Annotated in this window: 15 protein-coding genes; 7 read left to right on the top strand and 8 right to left on the bottom strand. The window is 49.0% G+C overall.

What is annotated here, in order from left to right:
• Window positions 1-12: 12 nt before the first annotated feature.
• Both ribF and murJ read right to left on the bottom strand, forming a co-directional pair.
• Window positions 13-948: a bifunctional riboflavin kinase/FAD synthetase gene (gene ribF / locus CX651_RS08535; RefSeq protein ID WP_039034885.1), complete on the bottom strand. Its 936-nt coding sequence runs from the start codon at window positions 946-948 to the stop codon at window positions 13-15.
• A gap of 65 nt (window positions 949-1013) precedes the next feature.
• Window positions 1014-2573 (bottom strand): murein biosynthesis integral membrane protein MurJ, encoded by a 1560-nt coding sequence (murJ, locus tag CX651_RS08530; protein ID WP_101055598.1) that lies wholly within the window; start codon window positions 2571-2573, stop codon window positions 1014-1016.
• Window positions 2574-2828: 255 nt separating this feature from the next.
• Here murJ and rpsT point away from each other — a divergent pair, with 255 nt between their 5' ends.
• The gene (gene rpsT, locus CX651_RS08525; protein ID WP_025011908.1) at window positions 2829-3095 is read left to right on the top strand and encodes a 30S ribosomal protein S20; all 267 of its coding nucleotides are present in this window, start codon (window positions 2829-2831) and stop codon (window positions 3093-3095) included.
• Window positions 3096-3158: 63 nt separating this feature from the next.
• On the opposite strand, the gene CX651_RS08520 is transcribed toward rpsT, so the two are convergent.
• Window positions 3159-3455, bottom strand: a complete 297-nt coding sequence (locus CX651_RS08520) for an ArsR/SmtB family transcription factor (RefSeq protein ID WP_025011907.1) — start codon at window positions 3453-3455, stop codon at window positions 3159-3161.
• Between the two features lie 135 nt (window positions 3456-3590).
• Between CX651_RS08520 and CX651_RS08515 the strand changes: the two genes are divergently transcribed.
• The gene (locus tag CX651_RS08515; RefSeq protein ID WP_101055517.1) at window positions 3591-4994 is read left to right on the top strand and encodes a M28 family metallopeptidase; all 1404 of its coding nucleotides are present in this window, start codon (window positions 3591-3593) and stop codon (window positions 4992-4994) included.
• Between the two features lie 73 nt (window positions 4995-5067).
• On the opposite strand, the gene yaaA is transcribed toward CX651_RS08515, so the two are convergent.
• A complete protein-coding gene (gene yaaA, locus CX651_RS08510; RefSeq protein ID WP_101055515.1) occupies window positions 5068-5844 on the bottom strand; it encodes a peroxide stress protein YaaA in 777 nt (258 codons plus the stop codon).
• Window positions 5845-5956: 112 nt separating this feature from the next.
• The gene (locus CX651_RS08505) at window positions 5957-7444 is read right to left on the bottom strand and encodes an alanine/glycine:cation symporter family protein (protein ID WP_101055597.1); all 1488 of its coding nucleotides are present in this window, start codon (window positions 7442-7444) and stop codon (window positions 5957-5959) included.
• A 428-nt stretch (window positions 7445-7872) separates the two neighbouring features.
• On the opposite strand from CX651_RS08505, the gene CX651_RS08500 reads away from it, so the two are divergent.
• The 5 genes from CX651_RS08500 to CX651_RS08480 all read left to right on the top strand — a co-directional run bounded on the left by CX651_RS08500 (window position 7873) and on the right by CX651_RS08480 (window position 14875).
• On the top strand, window positions 7873-10239 hold the full coding sequence (locus CX651_RS08500) for a phosphoketolase family protein (RefSeq protein ID WP_101055513.1): 2367 nt from the start codon (window positions 7873-7875) through the stop codon (window positions 10237-10239).
• Between the two features lie 287 nt (window positions 10240-10526).
• Entirely contained in the window at window positions 10527-11630 is a 1104-nt protein-coding gene (locus CX651_RS08495; protein WP_101055511.1) for an OmpA family protein, read from the top strand.
• Between the two features lie 243 nt (window positions 11631-11873).
• The gene (gene tal / locus CX651_RS08490; RefSeq protein ID WP_101055509.1) at window positions 11874-12827 is read left to right on the top strand and encodes a transaldolase; all 954 of its coding nucleotides are present in this window, start codon (window positions 11874-11876) and stop codon (window positions 12825-12827) included.
• A 38-nt stretch (window positions 12828-12865) separates the two neighbouring features.
• A complete protein-coding gene (gene pgi, locus CX651_RS08485; RefSeq protein WP_101055508.1) occupies window positions 12866-14503 on the top strand; it encodes a glucose-6-phosphate isomerase in 1638 nt (545 codons plus the stop codon).
• Window positions 14504-14692: 189 nt separating this feature from the next.
• On the top strand, window positions 14693-14875 hold the full coding sequence (locus CX651_RS08480; RefSeq protein ID WP_071477005.1) for a DUF3545 family protein: 183 nt from the start codon (window positions 14693-14695) through the stop codon (window positions 14873-14875).
• 75 nt (window positions 14876-14950) lie between these two features.
• Here CX651_RS08480 and CX651_RS08475 read toward each other — a convergent pair whose 3' ends face one another.
• The 3 genes from CX651_RS08475 to CX651_RS08465 all read right to left on the bottom strand — a co-directional run bounded on the left by CX651_RS08475 (window position 14951) and on the right by CX651_RS08465 (window position 18826).
• A complete protein-coding gene (locus CX651_RS08475; RefSeq protein WP_039034893.1) occupies window positions 14951-15493 on the bottom strand; it encodes a hemerythrin domain-containing protein in 543 nt (180 codons plus the stop codon).
• 238 nt (window positions 15494-15731) lie between these two features.
• Entirely contained in the window at window positions 15732-16829 is a 1098-nt protein-coding gene (locus CX651_RS08470) for a response regulator transcription factor (protein ID WP_101055507.1), read from the bottom strand.
• The gene (locus CX651_RS08465) at window positions 16817-18826 is read right to left on the bottom strand and encodes an ATP-binding protein (RefSeq protein WP_226564515.1); all 2010 of its coding nucleotides are present in this window, start codon (window positions 18824-18826) and stop codon (window positions 16817-16819) included. The genes CX651_RS08470 and CX651_RS08465 overlap by 13 nt, the downstream gene beginning before the upstream one ends.
• Between the last annotated feature and the right edge of the window lie 50 nt (window positions 18827-18876).

The raw sequence follows: 18876 nt of genomic DNA, 5'->3' as shown, positions 1-18876 counted from the left end.
AGCTAAGAGAGCTCAGCCTGCTTCATTGCTGAGTAAGGCGCGAGCCTCATCAGCGTCATTCATTATTTGTTTCTTAAGTGCCTCAAGGGACTCGAACGGTTTCTCGTCACGGATCTTGGCCACTAATTCCACTTCTACTTTACGCCCGTAGAGGTCACCGTCAAAGTCAAACAGGTGCACTTCCAACTGGCAGTTTTGTCCTTGAACCGTCGGGCGAAAACCCACATTGGCAACACCATCGTATTGCTCACTGCCGTCCCACCAGAGCCTGACCGCAAAGACGCCCCTAACAGGAACCACTTTACGCTTCATAGCAATATTAGCTGTGGGGAACCCCAGCGTCCGGCCCAGCTTTTTGCCATGGGCCACCTTACCACTGAGAGTATAGGGATGTCCCAATAAACGTCTGGCCTGATCAAGATTGCCCTTGGCCAGCGCTTCTCTGACCATGGTGGAACTGACCCGGTGATCGCCAACCAAAAAGCTTTGGGTACTGACTACCGCAAAACCATGTTGTTCACCGGCTGTTCGAAGCAGTTCAAAGTTGCCCTGACGCGCCCGTCCAAAACAGAAATCATCACCAACCACCAGATACTTGACCCCAAGTTTACGCACCAGCAGCTCTTCGACAAACTCCTTGGCCGGCATTTGGGCAAACTTTTGATTGAAATTGACACACACAAGTCTGTCTATTCCCAGTTCAGCAAGCAACCTGACCTTATCACGAAGCAGGCTCAAGCGCGCAGGGGCATCCTGGCCGCGAAACAGTTCCTGCGGTTGCGGCTCAAATGTCATCAGGGTGGCGGGCAAACCAAAGTGACGCGCCTTCTTGACCAGATTGGCTATCACTTCGGCATGGCCCCTGTGTACACCATCAAAGTTACCTATGGTCAGCACACAACCGCGATGGGCCGGCAATATATTGTGTATTCCGCGAATCAGTTCCATGAAATCAATGACTGCTCAAACGTAAATTGGCGGATTATATAACAGCTCGGCAGCAGAATCAGCCCTCAGTTCCGGGCTTTGAGCCGCCACGGACGGATCCCAAGTAGTACCAGTGCCATAAAGTACCCTAAAGCACCGCCGAGTATCAGGGAAAACAGATGACTAACTCGCTCAATAAATGACCACTCAAGCCATTGAGCCTGCTCTGGTGAAAAATAGATCAGCAGGCAAACCATTGCCGCTGTTGCCAATAAAGTCTTGATAAAAAAGATAATAGTTTGCCTACTAACTCTATATACACCAGCCAGGTGCAAACCTCGATATAACAGGGCGGCGTTAAGTAAAGCAGACAGCGAAGTGGCGATCGCCAGTCCTACATACCCAAATGGCACCGCAAAAATAATATTGAAACCCATGTTGCTAACCATAGCAATGATGCCATAACGCACAGGTGTCTTAGTGTCCTGACGGGCATAATATCCGGGCGCCAGCACCTTGATCAGCATAAAACTCAACAAACCTGTGCCGTAGGCCACCAGAGAATAGGAAGCCATTTCCACGTCACTAATGCTAAAAGCGCCACGCATAAAAAGCACCATCAACATGGGCTGAGCCAATACAATCAGCCCCATCATGGCCGGTAAACCCAGCAGCAGAATGGCGCGAATCCCCCAATCCATGGTGCGACCAAAGCCCTCACCCTCGGCATTGACATGTTTTTTGGACAAGGCAGGCAAAATAACTGTGGCAATGGCGATACCAAATAACCCCAGCGGAAACTCCAACAAGCGGTCAGAATAATAGAGCCAACTGATGGAACCTGTGACCAAAAAACTGGCGATAAAAGTGTCCAGCAGCAGGTTAATTTGCGACACAGAAACCCCAAATAATGCCGGGATCATCAGAGTACGGATTTTGACCACCCCGGGATGATTCCAGCCCCATGAGGGCTTGACCAACGCTTTTTCCTGCAGCAGAAAAGGAATTTGAAACAAAAACTGAATCACACCACCAAAGAACACCCCCCAGGCCAAACCTATTTCAGGCTTATCAAGGGTGGGGCTCAACCACAGGGCTGCAGCGATAATGGCAACATTGAGAAATACCGGGGTAAAAGCTGAAACGGCAAAGCGGCCCCGGGTATTGAGAATCGAGCCGGCCAAGGCGGTGAAAGTGATAAACCATAGATAGGGAAAGGTAATCTTCAACATTAACGAGGCCAGTTCAAACTTGGCGCCGTCAGGCTCACCATTAACCCAGGCCATAAACCAGCCGGCACCGAACAAAGCCGTCAGTATTGGCGAAGCCAGAACCCCAATCAGGGTCACTATTGTCACCAATAACCCCAAGGTACCGGCAACCTTTGATAATAAGATTTTGACTTCTTCGCTGGACTCTTTCTCCTGATATTGAGTCAATACAGGTACAAAGGCCTGAGCAAAGGCACCCTCAGCAAACAATCGCCGCAAAAAGTTAGGGATCTTATTGGCAAAAAAGAACACATCGGCACTGCTGCCTGCGCCCATCAAGTTGGCGACTACCACATCCCGTATTAATCCCAACACACGGGAAATCAAGGTCATGACGCTGACAATGGCGCCGGACCGTACCAATTTTTTGCTCAAATATTCCCCCAGAAGACTCAGGCCGCCATAAACGGCGACAAGTCTCAAAAATTCCACTTAAGCTCTGTCACATGCCAGCAATTGCTGGTAGAATTGCGCCACATCTTACACGAGTTGGGTTGAGGATAGCCAAATCAGGTTGGATTAATTTATCTTTATGATGGATATTCAATCATTGTCATTGACAAAGTGGCGAAAACCGGGCATTCTCCTCGGCCTTTAAAAGTATCAAATCCAGTTTTTAGGAGTTGCACCTTGGCTAATAGCAAGACTGCAAAGAAGCGCGCGCTTCAATCAGAAAAGCGTCGTCAACACAACGCTAGCCGTCGCTCTATGTTGCGTACCTACGTGAAAAAAGTTATCGCTGCTATCAAAGCTGGCGATCACAAAGCGGCTACTGAAGCTTTCGCTGTTGCACAACCCATTCTTGACCGTATGGCAACCAAAGGCCTGATCCACAAGAACAAGGCTGCCCGTCATAAGGCTCGTCTGAACGCTCGTATCAAAGCACTGGCTGCTTAATTCGATACAAGCATAAAAAAAACCGGCATTTGCCGGTTTTTTTATATCTGAAATTCAATAACATCAATGACAATAGATGTTATTCAACAGCTTGATGATTTCGCGCACTTCTTCACTCTTGAGCGAATAGTACACTGTCTGGGCTTCTTTGCGGGTTGCCACCAGATTGTCTTTACGCAACCAAGCCAGATGCTGAGACAAAGCCGACTGACTCAATCCCAGTTTCTTGTTCATTTCCCCAACGCACATCTCTCCCTCACTCAGGAGATAGCACAGAATAAATAAACGCCTCTCATTGGCCAGCGCCTTCAATAATACGACGGCATGGTCCGCTCGCTGCTGCATCAACTCAATATTCATGACGAGCCTATTCTCCTAATACAAACTCCGTCCCTAATATAGCCTTGCCTTACGGAGATAGTCGGGACATAAAGCACACTTTTTGTTAGATTGTTTTCAAAAATGGGACATACCTAATAAAAACAAAGGAAACACATGAAAAACTATCGAACCGCCCTGTTACTTCCACTGTTGATTTCATCACTTATTGGCTGTCAATCCCCCTCACCTTCCGATACAAATCAACTGCTTGCTGAATCATTGCAGCAAAAAGCCCTAGGTTCTGACCTCGGCTTTCAAATTGTGGAATCTTTAACAGTGGAAGTTGGCCCTCGCCTGGCTGGTAGCCCAAAAGACGCTGTGGCGGTTGCCTGGGCGGAAAAAAAGCTGCAGTCACTGGGTTTTGACCGTGTTTATAAAGAAGCAGTGGAAGTCCCGGTGTGGGAACGCGGTGAAGCCAGTGCCAGCATAGTGGCCCCCTTCCAACAGCCTCTGGTTATCACGGCATTAGGAGGTAGTGTGGCCACTCCGGCAGAAGGGATCACGGCCAAGATAGTTCGTTTCGACAGCCTGGCTGCACTTAAAGAAGCCAATCCTGATGATGTTACCGGGAAAATTGTCTTTATCGATCAGAAAACCGAGCGCCACAAGACAGGTAAAGGTTATGGCAAGAGCGTAGGTGGCCGCTCACGAGGAGCAATAGAGGCCGCGCGAAAAGGTGCCTTGGCGATAGTTATCCGTTCGATAGGTACAGATCATGACCGTATGGCCCATACCGGCACCATGCGTTATGAAGAAGGCTTAAAGCGGATCCCGGCAGCGGCCATGTCGGCGCCGGATGCGGATCTGGTCAATGCCATGCTCAAGCGATCTGCCGATATCACCCTCGCTTTAAAGATGTCACCCGAGAACAAGGGCAGTGCCATTTCCTATAACGTCATCGCCGAAGTCACCGGCAGCAGCAAGCCAGATGAAATCGTGCTGATTGGCGCTCATCTGGACTCCTGGGATGAAGGCACGGGAGCCATAGATGACGGTGCCGGGGTCGCGATTGTCACCGCTGCCGGTAAGCTTATCCAGGATTTACCGGAAAAACCTGCACGCACAGTACGTGTCGTGCTCTATGCGGCCGAAGAGATAGGCTTGGTTGGTGGTAAGGCTTATGCCAAGGCCCACGCTGCAGAGCTGGATAAACACTATATCGCCGCCGAATCCGATTTCGGGGCTGGCCCTATCTATCGCATCGACTTTCAGGTCAATGAGCAAGTGCTGCCCAAACTACAGCAACTGACCCAAGTAATGCAGCGAAACGGCGTTGCCGCAGGTGACAACAGCGCCTATGGTGGCCCGGATGTTTCCATGCTGCCGGCCAGTGGCGTTCCTGTGGCCTCCCTGCGCCAGGATGGTACCGATTACTTTGACTACCACCACACCCCCAACGATACCCTGGACAAGATAGATCCCAAGGCGCTGGCACAAAACGTTGCGGCCTATGCCCAGTTCGCCTATTTGATGGCACAGTCAGAACTGGAACTGCGACCGCTGCCTGCCAAACAGTAAATCACACGCTTTAGAAGCCAAAAGCCGTTCAATAATGAACGGCTTTCTTATCTTTATATAGCGGGAAAGGGTATCAGCTCTGTTCTTCCCGCAAAAACACAGGGGAGCCTGGGCTGGACTCGGCTTCACTGTAATAATAGCCGGCGCTGTTAAATGCCTTTAATCGCTCCAGACTCTGTTCCTCTTGCTCCAACAGGTAGCGCGCCATCATGCCTCTGGCCTTCTTGGCGTAGAAGCTTATTACCTTATACTGACCATTTTTGCAGTCTTTGAACACCGGCGTGATAATACGTCCGGCAACCTGCTTGGGCTTAACCGCCTTGAAGTACTCGTTGGACGCCAAATTCACTACAATATCATCCCCTTGCTGAGCCAATGCCTGATTAATGGCATCTGTGATGATATTCCCCCAGAAGGCGTACAGGTTACTGCCCCTGGGATTAGCCAAAGAGGTACCCATTTCTAACCGATAAGCTTGCATCAAGTCCAGAGGCCTCAAGAGGCCATAGAGTCCGGATAAAATACGCAGATGCTGCTGAGCCCGAGCAACCGTTTCCGGGGCAAGGCTGTCTGCATCCAGACCTGTGTATACGTCACCACGGAAAGCATAGAGTGCTTGCTTGGCATTCTCGGGGGTGAATTCAGGCTGCCACTCGGCGAATCTGGCGGCATTCAAGCCAGCAATTTTGTCACTGACTTTCATCAAAGAAGCAATATTGGCTGGGGTCAGATCCCGGCAAACCTGAATAAGCTCGCTGCTGTGCTCGAGAAACTGTGGCAGGCTGTATTCAGATACCGCCGCCGGGTTGTCATAATCCAGCGTCTTGGCCGGTGAAACCAAAATCAGCATATTCACTCCGTCTTATTTGGTATAGAACTGCCCATGATACTGGCAGTAAATAAAAAAACCACGCATTGATAGCGTGGTTTTTCCGATGGCCCCAATCTGGGGCCGGATTCAGTTACCAGCCTTTGTCACTGCGAACCACAGGTTCACCGGTCCAGATACCCTCTTCAATATGTTCTTCAAGCTCAGGAAACTTGCTCTTGTCAAACACAGGTTCTTTGCCTTCACTCAACTGATCGCGGTAATCATTAATCACCCGCATGGCAATACCGGAAAGTAGTACCAAGGCAATGATGTTGACTGTCGCCATCAAGCCCATGGAAAGATCGGCCAAATTCCATACCAAGGTTATTTTCGCCACAGCTCCAAACATCACCATGCCTAGCACACACAAGCGGAACAGGGGCAACACCTTACGGCTATTATTGGAAAGGAACAGCACATTGGTTTCGGCATAAGAGTAGTTGGCGATTATTGAGGTGAAACAAAACAGTAAGATGGCAAAAGCCACAAAAAAGCCACCCCAATCTCCAACATGAGTGGTCAATGCCGCTATTGTCAGTTGGATCCCTTTGTCCCCCTCGCCGATATTAACACTGCTGAGATCACCGGCCAGCAAAATTATTGCGGCTGTTGCACTACAGATAACAATAGTGTCCATAAACACCCCTATCATCTGTACAAACCCCTGGGAGGCAGGATGGTTTGGTGTCGGTGAGGCGCTGGCAGCGACGTTGGCAGCACTCCCCATGCCCGCCTCGTTAGAGAACAAACCACGAGCGATCCCGGACTGCATCGCCTGAGCCACAGTATAAGCCACCCCACCGGCAGCGGCCTCTTGCCAACCGAAGGCGCTGTTGACTATCAGTTTGAGAATGGTCGGCAATTGCTCAATATTCATCCCGACAACGACCAAGGCGATCAAGATATAAGCAAAAGCCATAATAGGTACAACTACCTCGGATACCCGCGCAACTTTACGCAGCCCACCCATGATGACCAAGCCACTGGTGATCACCAGCAGAATACCTATCCAATAAGTTGCTTTAATGTCAAACCAGTAAGCCTCTTTGACATCAAACACAATTTCCAATGCCCCCGTAATGGTATTGGCCTGAACGGCATTGAAAACCAAACCAAAGGCGATGATCAAGAATACGGAGAAAAGAATCCCCATCCAGCGCTGGCCAAGCCCCCTTTCCATATAATAAGAAGGACCGCCACGAAACTGGTCATCTTTATCTTTTACTTTATAGATCTGAGCCAGAGTAGACTCAATCATGGCCGTAGCCATACCCAACAGAGCGATGAGCCACATCCAAAAAACTGCACCAGGGCCACCTGCACCTATGGCAACGGCCACCCCGGCCATATTACCGGCACCGACTCTTGCGGCCATACTGGTACAAAATACCTGAAATGAAGACAAGCCGCTGTCACAGCCCTGCCTACTGGTAGCCATCACCTTGGCAGAATGCCCCAGGTGAGTGAGCTGAATGAACAAAAGCCTTAGAGTGAAGTACAAGCCAGCGCCCACCAAGGCATAGACCAATAGTTTTCCCCAAAGCAGAGAGTTCAAAAAATCGACTATGGTTTCTATTATCATAATTGTAAGCTTTCCCGTGACAAACCTGGCCCATCTCTGACGGTATATCGCCAAGTTTGTGGTTAAGATTCCTTCCTGAATGAAAAAGGATAAGCATCGGCCAGTTTCTTTTCGAATTATCCTACATACCCCAAGGTATGCCGGCCGGGCTTGAGGGCGAAGAAAATAGCATAGGAACTTGAAATTACCGCGTGATCAAGATCACACTTAATCACTCGACCGACAGTAAATTCACCATAAAAATACCAGAACAAACTAGAGTTTTAACTTGAACAACAATGGTGTCACACGAATTTTCTAAAAAAACCACCAGCTAAACAAACTTTCAAAACTTGGATGTTTGGCACGTTTTTGTAATAAAACTACAAATATAGTAGCCACAAGATAATCTGATTCACTTTTAGCTAGCTCAAGCGAGGCACGATATGACCCAAAAGCAAGAGATAGGTGCACTGAAGAAATTTGTCCGGGCCACTAACTTCCTGGCAACCTCACAGATTTACCTCAAGCACAATGTATTGTACAAACGCCCGTTACAACACAGTGATATAAAGCCAAGGCTCTTGGGCCATTGGGGAACCTGCCCGGGGATCAACTTTGTATATGCTAACGTGAACAGATTGATTACCAAGCACAAGCGTCCGTTCCTCTATCTGGTTGGCCCGGGCCACGGTTTCCCCGCCGTACAGGCCAACCTCTTCCTTGAAGGCTCTCTAAGCCACTTCTATCCAGAAACCATCCCCTACAACGAAACCGGTATTGAAGATATCTGCCGTAAATTCTCCGCCGCTTACGGTTACCCTTCACATGCCAACCCCGAAGCTCCGGGACAAATCCTTGAAGGGGGTGAGTTGGGCTACTCCTTGTCTGTAGCCTGGGGTGCGGTGCTGGATAATCCAGACTTGATTGCCGCAGTGCTTGTCGGTGACGGCGAATCTGAAACTGGTCCACTGGCTGCATCCTGGTATGCCAACCGCCTGGTTTCTCCCGCCACCAACGGTGCCATACTGCCGATTGTTCATATTAATGGTTACAAGATTTCCGGCCCTACCCGTATGGGACGCATGAGCCACGAAGAGCTGGAACTTGAATTCAGAGGCCTGGGTTACCATCCCATCATAGTGGACAGCGAGCAGGAAGAAGATGTCTACCTGCAGATGACCAAGGCGATGGATACGGCTTATGAGATGATTAACGATATTCAGAAACGTGCCCGCAACGGCGAAGATGTCGTCAAGCCACGTTGGCCGGTAATCCTGATGCGTACAGCAAAAGGCTGGACAGGTGTTCCCGAATACGATGGCAAGAAACTCGAAGGCAACTGCGAGTCTCACCAGGTAATTGTCAATAAGTGTGCCACCGACAAAGGTCATCTGGCCGCATTAGATGGCTGGCTCGACAGCTACAAGTTCTCCGAACTCTACTCCATCAACGAGCAGAACCAGATTGTCTTCGACAAAGACATCCAGTCACTGCTGCCCCCTGCGGAGCTCTGCTGTGGCCGTCAAAAGATGAGCTATGGTGGTGAAGTGGTGCGCGCCCTCAGCAATCCTGACCTATCCAAGCTGGCCTACGGCCCTGAAGTCCCAAGAGGCCATCGTGGTTACTCCATGCTGAAAATGGGTCAGTGGATGCGCGAAGCCTTCCGCCTCAATAAAGATCAGCGCAACCTGCGGATCTTCAGCCCGGATGAAACTTATTCCAACCAGCTGCAAGCAGTATTTGAAGCCACAGATCGCGCCTGGCAATGGCCAATTGAAAGCTGGGATGAAGATATGAGCCGTGATGGTCGGGTCATGGAGCTGTTATCTGAAAACCTGCTGTTCGGCATGATGCACGGCTACACAGTTACCGGCCGTCACGCCATGTTCCCTACCTATGAATCCTTCTCTCAGGTAGTGTCTTCCATGGCCGACCAATATTGTAAGTATGTCTATGCCAGCCAAGGGGTTCACTTCCGTAAGCCGCTGCCGGCCTGTAACGTAGTTCTCTCCTCTCTGCTGGAGCGTCAGGATCACAACGGTTACTCTCACCAGAACCCTTCTTTCCTGGGGGCCATGCTTGAGAAACACCCCAAGATAATCTCGGCTTACCTGCCAGCCGATGCCAACACCACTTTGGTTTACACAGAGCGAGCTTTCGCCGACCGTGACAAGTTGAATATTCTGGTCGCCGGTAAGAAAGAGCTGCCGCAATGGCTGAGCCTTGAAGAGGCCCGTAAACAAGCCAAAGAAGGTGTAATGGTGTGGGATTTTGCCTCTGATGAAAACCCGGATGTCGTCTTGGCAGGTTGTGGTGACTATGTCACTCAGGAGTGTATGGCGGCATTGGTATTAATCCGCGAATTACTGCCAAGAGTGCGTATCCGCTTTGTCAGCGTCACTGAATTACACAGCAGTGGTCTGGGTAGCCTTAAATTCCAGGAAAAGCCTTGGTTGATGGATGAGATATTTACCGAAGACAAAGGTGTGGTATTTAACTATCACGGTTATCCAAACACCATCAAAAAACTGATCTTCGATTACAAAGGTAGCCATAGATTCAGAATTAAGGGTTATGAAGAAGAAGGCTCAACCACCACGCCATTTGATATGGGCGTACGTAACGGTACTTCTCGTTATCACCTGGTAATAGATATGGCTTACAAATTATTCCAGCAAGGTGTTATTGATGAGACCCGTCACGTAGCGATTACCACAGATATGCTGCAACGTTTGGTTGACCATAGAAACTATATCAAGGCCAATGGTGTTGATCCTGAGTATATCGAAAACTGGATTTGGACCCGTTAAGCTGAACCATAGCTAAACAAAAAGCAAAAATTTTAGTTAAGAAATTGTTTTGCAAAAATAAAAAAGCGCCTTCTAACAGGCGCTTTTTCTTTAGTCTCAATTGTTAAAAAACCAAGCAGTTCAAATAGTGAACAATAAAATTATCGCTTGAAAAGTGGAAAATTGCTTTATTTCAATGGATAATTGAGCCAGCTAGCTAAAACACTAAACGGAACCCCACATTAAGTGCTAGTCGTGTTTCCTATACGGGACATATGGGTAATTAAATAGCAATGGACTTGGAGAACATGATGAATAAGACATTTAAAGTATTGTTGCTTGCATCTATGATGCCTTTTGCAGCATCTGCAGCAGATGAGCTCAGCCCATGGTATGTCGGTGCTGGCCTCGGCGTAAACAACTACGAACCAAACTGTGATCAGAAAACCATGAAAACCTGTGGTGAAGACGATCCATATGCTTGGGACGTATTTGCAGGTTACCTGTTCAATGATTACTTCGGTGTAGAACTGGGGTACCGCGACCTGGGTCGTGCCGAATGGACCGACTATAGCAACAAACTCAACGACGTTGGTGTCAAGGGCGCCACTCTGGGCTTGGTGGCTTTCTGGCCTTTCGCCGATAAGTGGAGCCTGTCTGCTGAAGCCGGTGCCATGAACTACCACATTTCCAACAACAAACAATGGGGTAGCGAGTACTACAGCGATAGCGGTGTTGCGCCTTACTTCGGTGCCGGTATCGGTTACAACATCACAGAGAACCTGAAACTGGCCGCCAAGTATCGTCGTTATGAAAACCTCGACGAAGAAAAGTGGAACACTCTGGAAATGGAAAGTAACTACTGGGGTCTTGAACTGAGCTACCGTTTCGGCAGCACTTCAAAACCAGCCCCTGTAGTCGCTCCTGTGGTCGTAGAACCCGTTGACAGCGACAACGACGGTGTTAACGACGATATGGACCAGTGTCCAAACACACCAGCCAACCACAAGGTAGACGCCAATGGCTGCTCTATCTATGTTGAAAAACTGGAAACATTGGAAGTTAAAGCTGAGTTCGATAACAACTCATCTGTACTGAAAGCCGACTCTATGGCTGAAATCCAGAAAGTTGCTGACTTTATGAGCAAGTATCCTAAAGCTGATCTGGAAATCGCCGGCCACGCCTCTCTGCCAGGTAAAGCCGATTACAACCAGTGGCTGTCTCAAAAGCGCGCCGACGCAGTTGCCAAAGTACTGGTTGAACAGTATGGCATCGATGCCAGCCGTATCAGCGCCAAGGGCTACGGTGAAAGCCAGCCGCTGATGCAGGGTTCTTCTGCAGAAGCCAACAAGGTTAACCGCCGTATCGAAGCTCTCCTGAGCTTTAAAGAAAAAGAAGCCCTGCTGAAATAAGCTGAACTTCTTCTGAAAAAGTCGCTGCCCTGCAGCGACTTTTTTATTTTCACTCTTTTTTGTCATTAGAATTCCCTCGGCTATGGGAGTACACTTCCTTTAACCGACAACGGCCTTCATTGACAATTTCTCACCATTTTTGTAATTTTTTTTCAATCCTGGTTGGAAACAGAGGCAAAATCGCTTTTAATAGCGTAATGCAATTTCCGCGTAAACGGCCGCAATCTGAGAAGGATGTTTTTCATGGCAAACACACTCACGCAACTCAAATCCGTTACAACCATAGTTGCTGATACCGGTGACATCGAAGCGATCAAGCTCTATCATCCACAGGATGCCACCACCAACCCATCGCTGATCCTCAAAGCCTCGCAAATCCCAGAGTATGCGCCACTGATCGATGATGCGATTTCCTGGGCTAAAGCTCAGAGCCAGGATCCACAGCAACAACTGGAAGACGCCGCAGATAAGTTGGCTGTCAACATAGGGGTGGAAATTCTCAAGCTGGTACCGGGACGTATTTCAACCGAAGTAGATGCTCGCCTTTCATTCGATAAAGCCGGCTCAATTGCCAAGGCCAACAAGCTGGTTAAACTCTATGAAGCGGCCGGTATCGACAAGTCTCGCATTCTGATCAAACTGGCTTCCACCTGGGAAGGCATCAGCGCCGCCAAGGAACTGGAACAAAAGGGTATCAACTGCAACCTGACACTCTTGTTCAGCTTCGCCCAGGCCCGAGCCTGCGCCGAAGCCGGAGTTTACCTGATTTCACCCTTTGTCGGCCGCATTCTCGACTGGTATAAAAAAGATACTGGCAAAGAATATAATGCCAGTGAAGATCCTGGTGTGATCTCAGTGACCCAGATTTACAACTATTACAAACAGCATGGTTATCAGACTGTGGTTATGGGCGCCAGCTTCCGTAACACAGGTGAAATCATTGAACTCGCCGGCTGTGATCGTCTGACTATAGGCCCATCTTTGCTGGAAGAACTGGCCAACTCAAACACCCAGATAATAACCAAGCTGCAACCGGCCACTGAAACCCAAGAGCCACCCAAGCCACTGACCGAGGCTGAGTTCCGCTGGGAGTTCAACGAAGATCCCATGGCAGTGGAAAAACTGGCCGAAGGTATCCGTAACTTTGCCATAGATCAGGGCAAACTCGAGACCATGCTTAAAGCTAAACTGAGCTAATCAAGGATTGTTCTGAAACTGAAGATCAGGGACTACTCATGACACATTTGACTCAATCTGCTACCTGGCAGACTCTCAAGGCGATGAGTGCAGATCTGCCTCACATGCGTGAACTCTTTGCCGAAAACCCGCAGCGCTTTGATCAACTGTCGATTAAAGATTGTGGATTGCTGTTAGATTTCTCCAAGAACCGCCTCACTGAGGCGGTTCTGCAGGAGTTACTCAAGCTCGCCCGAGAAGCCGGACTTGAGCAAAAAATAGCGGCAATGTTTGCCGGCGAAGCAATCAATACCACGGAGCAGCGTGCCGTGTTGCACACAGCCCTGAGAGCACCGGCCGATGCGGATATTCGCGTCGATGGCGTCAATGTAGTCCCTGAAGTTCAGCAAACCCTGGCTCAAATGGAGGCTTTTGTCGAGGCGCTCTATTCAGGTCAGTGGCGCGGCTATACCGGCAAGAAAATCACAGATCTTGTCTCCATAGGTATTGGCGGTTCCTTCCTCGGCCCCAAGATTATCTCCGAGGCCCTGCGTCCCTATTGGAACGGTAAGCTACAGTGTCATTTCGTCGCCAATGTCGACGGCACGGCCATCAGTGAAAAACTGAAGAAGCTGGATCCTGAAACCACCCTGTTCCTGATGTCGTCAAAATCCTTTGGCACTCAGGAAACCCTGACCAACACCCTCAGCGCCAAAGAGTGGTTCCTGGCCAAAGGTGGCTCACAGCAAGATATCGGCAAGCACTTTGCGGCAATTACCTCCAATGTCGCCAAGGCAACGGCGTTTGGCATAGATGAAGACAATATCTTCCCCATGTGGGATTGGGTTGGCGGGCGTTATTCTCTTTGGTCGGCCATAGGTTTGCCCATAGCCGCCCTGATAGGCATGGATAACTTCAAAGCACTGCTGGCAGGCGCCAGAGCTATGGATGTACATTTCGCATCCAGGCCCCTTGAGCAGAATATGCCTGTGATCATGGGCCTGCTCTCTGTATGGTACAACAACTTCTTCAATGCCCAGTCCCATGTGGTGTTGACCTACGACCACTACCTCAGAGGACTTCCGGCCTATTTCCAGCAACTGGATATGGAGAGTAACGGCAAGTCCGTCACTCTGGACGGCAATGCAGTGGATTACAGTACAGGCCCGGTCATTTGGGGCGGAGAAGGCACAAATGGCCAACACGCCTACCACCAATTGTTGCACCAAGGTACTGCATTGATCCCGGCTGACTTTATCCTGCCGCTGCAAAGCCATAACCCTATTGGGGAGCATCATGCGCAACTGGCATCCAACTGTTTTGGTCAAACCCAGGCGCTGATGCAGGGACGAACCTTTGATGAAGCCTTGGCCGAACTGGCAGACAGCTCATTCACTGAGGCAGAGAAACAGCTTATTGCCAAACATAAGGTCATGGAAGGCAACAAGCCGAGCAATACCTTGTTGATGGACAAGTTGACCCCTATAACCCTGGGCGCCTTGATTGCCCTTTATGAACACAGGACGCTGGTTCAAGGCGCTATCTGGGATATTAACTCATTCGATCAATGGGGGGTCGAGCTGGGTAAAAAGCTAGGGAATGAAGTACTGTCGCGTATTGGTGCAGAGCTAGACAGTAAGGATCTAGACTCTTCCAGCAATGCTCTAATTAATCTCTTCAGACAAGGTAAAATCTAGCCTTTTCAGCTTACAAATCAAGAAATACCAGCCAGCTCCACTGGCTGGTATTTTTTTACCACCCATCTCATCTAAACGACTTCATCAAAGCATCATCTCGCTTTAACAAAAAAGAAACATTCTTCTTGCACCCTGTTTGCCAAGTATGATATTTAAGTGTTGATAAAACATACAACAAAGGAGGTTGCCATGGATCGTTTGGATTATGGTAGTGCGCTAGATGAAGTCGTTGAAAGACCAAGCCGCTCTCGAAGCTCCAGCAAGAAGCGTAAATGGCGAGAGATTGAAGCATTGAAAGACAAGCATCGTCTGCTGAAAGAGTTACAGGAGATAGACAGCAGTTTTAATTATGATATCGATAGCCTCCTCTGAATATGAGAGTCATTAAAAAAGAGCGCGTAGCGCTCTTTTTTAATATCCATTCAATGCAAGTTAAAGAATATATAATTATCTATCGGCTGTATGAATGTAGTTTCTCAGCTCATCAAACAACTGGTTATCATCACTGCTGAACAAAGGATCCTCTATCAACTTCAATTCACACATACTTTGGATCTTCTGCCAATCCTCATCCTGCAGGCTCTTGGCAAGCAGAGGAAAAATTTCCCTTTCCTCGTATAGCATGTGCTTTTCCTGCAAATCTACATACTCTTTTAATTCAGTAACCAATTTTTCCTTGGCCACGACGACATCATTGAGAATAAGGTTGAGGGTCGCCATCAAGGTTGATGAGGCATCGATTAGCTTTTGATGTTCCTGTTCAAGGCGCCTGGTTGGCTCGGTACGGCTCTCCTTGATAAGAAAGTAGTCATAAATGATGTCTTCGAGCGGATGATGGCTATGCTCGGCATAGCCCTGCATGTACTCAACAACATCCCGTACCAGATTAAAATTGACATGCTCACCTTCGGCCAGCTTCTGGTATTTCCCCTTTAGCAACTTCAGCAATATGGCAATATGCTTGTGGTCATTCATCAATCTTTGCAGCATAGGGCACTCCATCTTGAGTCGGGCCTTTCTAGGTAATAGTAGTAAACAGGCCAAAGATTACTCAATACTAACCATAGATGTTTTCCAGGGACATGATAAAGATCAAGGAAAATAACCTTCTAAATCAACAATTCATAAATTAGCGGTAAGTACAACATCTATTATCTAAGCACTGTTTGTCCCGTGAGGCTATCCGGCCATACTGTTATTGGCTCTTATCCAAGCTTTAGCAAGCATATCAGCCCCGCAGACTTTCCTCCATCATCACCAACATTCCTTTGAGAGAACTGCGGATACGATTAAATGCTTCACCGGCAGAGCTGGCTTCGCGCAGGTGCCGCTCAACCATGGAGGTAAAATAGCTCTCCTGCTCTTCTGTCATGTCCAACACGTGAAAGCTACTGCGAATTTCTGTGGTGATCCCCGATAAGGCATCACAGAAACGCTGATCCTGTTGCTGCATGGAATCGCCCAGTTGTTTCATCAACAGGTGTAACCTATCCATCACCCGACGCAGCATCTGCTGGCGTTCTATATCCAATACCCTGGCCTCCAATCCTTCGACCACAACGGCAATTACGTCCCTGAGGCGGCCATACAACACCTCATCCTCGACGGGCATATTCTTGATCAAGAATGACACATGCTTGTCGTTGCACATGGTTCGGTTACCAAAGTCATACAAGCGTCCTTGTTTATCCAAAAGCTCGAAAATATTGGCTTCTATCGGGCTTATCTGGGCATTGTCCGGCACAAAGTACTCGGTGCTGTCTGTGCATATTTTCAGACAGGTATTGAGATTGAGCTGACTCATCAGTTCAAAAAAGGCATCGGCAAGGGCACGAAAGTTATTACAAAGGAAACATTGGCGGAAAAACTGCAGCACGCAGCCATATTGGGACGATTCACTCATGGATTGAAACGCCATGTTTCTCGACATGGACTCAGCCTGCATCAGCGACTGTTTGCGCTGCTGATATTGCGCCACACTGCGAACCTTGGCCAACAGCTCTTTCAACTCAAAGGGTTTGGCGATGAAATCCACCGCCCCAGCCTCATAGGCTTTAAGGCGCTCATTGAGGGTATTCATACCGGAAACAAATACCACTGACGCCTCCCGCCCCTGTGATTGCAAGTGAGCACAGAGGTCCACACCGCTGGAATCCGGTAGGTTGATATCCATCAGGATGATTTCCGGTGTCGCCGATTCCAACGCCGACAAATAAACTGCTGCCGAGTCAAAAACTTGGACTAAGTAATCATCCTGCAAGACTTCCTCTATCAAAGTCAGATAATCAAGATCATCATCCACCACCCAGACAGTTAAATTGTCCATAATTCTCCCTTACTGTCATCAGCAAACCTTATTCCCACCTGCTTGAGCGCCAGAATCAATCCTGTCAGTTCAAAGGGTTTATGCAGTACCGGAAACGGCATCTCATCGGCACTGGAAATCCCTATGTTCTGGATAAAACCGGAGATCAGCAACACCAGCAGGGAGTGTTTAACATTGAGTTTTTGAGCCAGTTCATAGCCGTTGATACCGCCAGGCATCAACACATCTGTGATAAGAAGCTCGGCATCACAACGCTGCTGCTCGTAGCGTTGCAGCACTATGAGGGGGTCGTGGAACAACTCAGCCTCTATTCCCAGCAGGTCGCAATAGTCAGCCATTACTTCCAACATTTCCGGCTCATCATCCACCACTATCGCCTTTATCGGACGCCTGACTCTGGGCACTTCACTTGTGTAGGAGCCAAGCTGAGGTTCAAGTGTCAGTTTGCGACTCTGCGGAAACCATAATCTGAACTCAGTGCCACTCGCCCCAGTATTCAAAATGGCGATATAACCCTTGGAACGTTTAACAAAACCGTACACCATGGCTAGTCCAAGACCTGTGCCCTTGCTCTTGTCCTTGGTGGTAAAAAATGGGTCGAATACCTTGTCCTGAAAGGCTTTTGGAATTCCATTGCCGCTATCAATCACACTGATCCATACATAATGCCCGGGCTCCACCTGGGTCTTGCCTATGGCGATCCCGGGCAGATAACCACTCAAATAGCAACTGCCGGTACGGATCTTGAGCTCTCCCTTGCCCTCCATGGCATCACGACCATTGAGCAGCAGATTCAATAAGGCGTCTTCCAGATCCCCTTTGTCGAGCATCACAGGCTTGTTATCCGGTGCCAGCTCAATACTCAGCGTTATTTGACTGGTCAAGGACTTGGCAAACAACTCCTGCAAACCTTCAATCACCTCATTGACCTGGCAAGGCGCGGCATTGAACTGTTCCTGGCGCGAAAATGACAACAGTCTGCGAGTCAGATCTGTGCCTCGCTGGCAGGCCTTAAAGGCGGTATTGAGGTATTTTTCAGCTTTGGGATCAGAGGTTTTAAGCTGCATTAACTCCAGGTTGCCCTTCAATACCCCGAGAATATTGTTGAAGTCGTGGGCTATGCCACCGACCAACTCCCCAATGGCCTGCATCTTCTGGGTTCTGGCCACGGCCTGCTGCAACTGATGCTGCTCGCTGTAATCGCGACCTATAATGGCGTATACACGCCGACTTCGGGAAATACAGTAACAGTTGAGATGCAATAACTCCCTGCCGCCATCGCCCTTATGACACCAAAGTTCCCCGCTATAACTGCTCTTGCGGTGTAACTGTTCTCGAAAGGAATCACTTTCTTCGCCTTCAAACAACAGGGCGGTCAAATTGGCACCCACCAACTCCCGGTTGGCATATAAGGTCACAGCAGTTGCCGCCGGGTTGGCATAAAGAATAGGTTCCTGCTCAGGTTCGAGACGAAAAAGCAGCAATAAACTATCGGCACCGTCTATAACGGCCTTGAAGCAGAGTTCATCCTCTACCGACTGTGATGAACTGCGACTGAGCTGACATTGATAGATGGCGCCCACCAAAGGGCCGATACTGGCCTGGCATGCAGCCAAATACTCAAACCACCCGGGAGCCGATGAGTGAAAAAACAGCAATAGTTCCGAATCTTTGATGGGCCAGACGGTAAACTTCAACCATTGGTGCAACTCTTGCTGGCCCGCTTCTTTGACCCACTGATTAACACTGCTCCAAAGCGTCAGATAGATAACCGGATCCCGACACCAGCAGGTGACTGACTCAGGCATATCGTTGCCCCCTAACTCTGAACGCTCCACCATCAGCAAGGCCTCTGCCCCTGAGGTATGAACCAAGGTCTGGCACAGGGCCGGCAATACGTCCTGTCCCTGGGTCAAACCCAGTTGCAATTTAGCCAGTTCAATCAGCAGTCGGGACCAGTCGCCAGGGAATTCGGTTTGAGCCGCAGAGGAAAACACGTTAAAGTCCCTTTCCGTTGTTTTTCAGTCATTCAAGCATAGACAAGTTT

It is taken from the genome of Shewanella chilikensis, from assembly GCF_002836945.1.
In the GTDB taxonomy this organism is placed as follows: domain Bacteria; phylum Pseudomonadota; class Gammaproteobacteria; order Enterobacterales; family Shewanellaceae; genus Shewanella; species Shewanella chilikensis.
The sequence above is the reverse complement of the archived record's forward strand: the minus strand, read 5'-3'. Positions and strand labels throughout refer to the sequence as shown.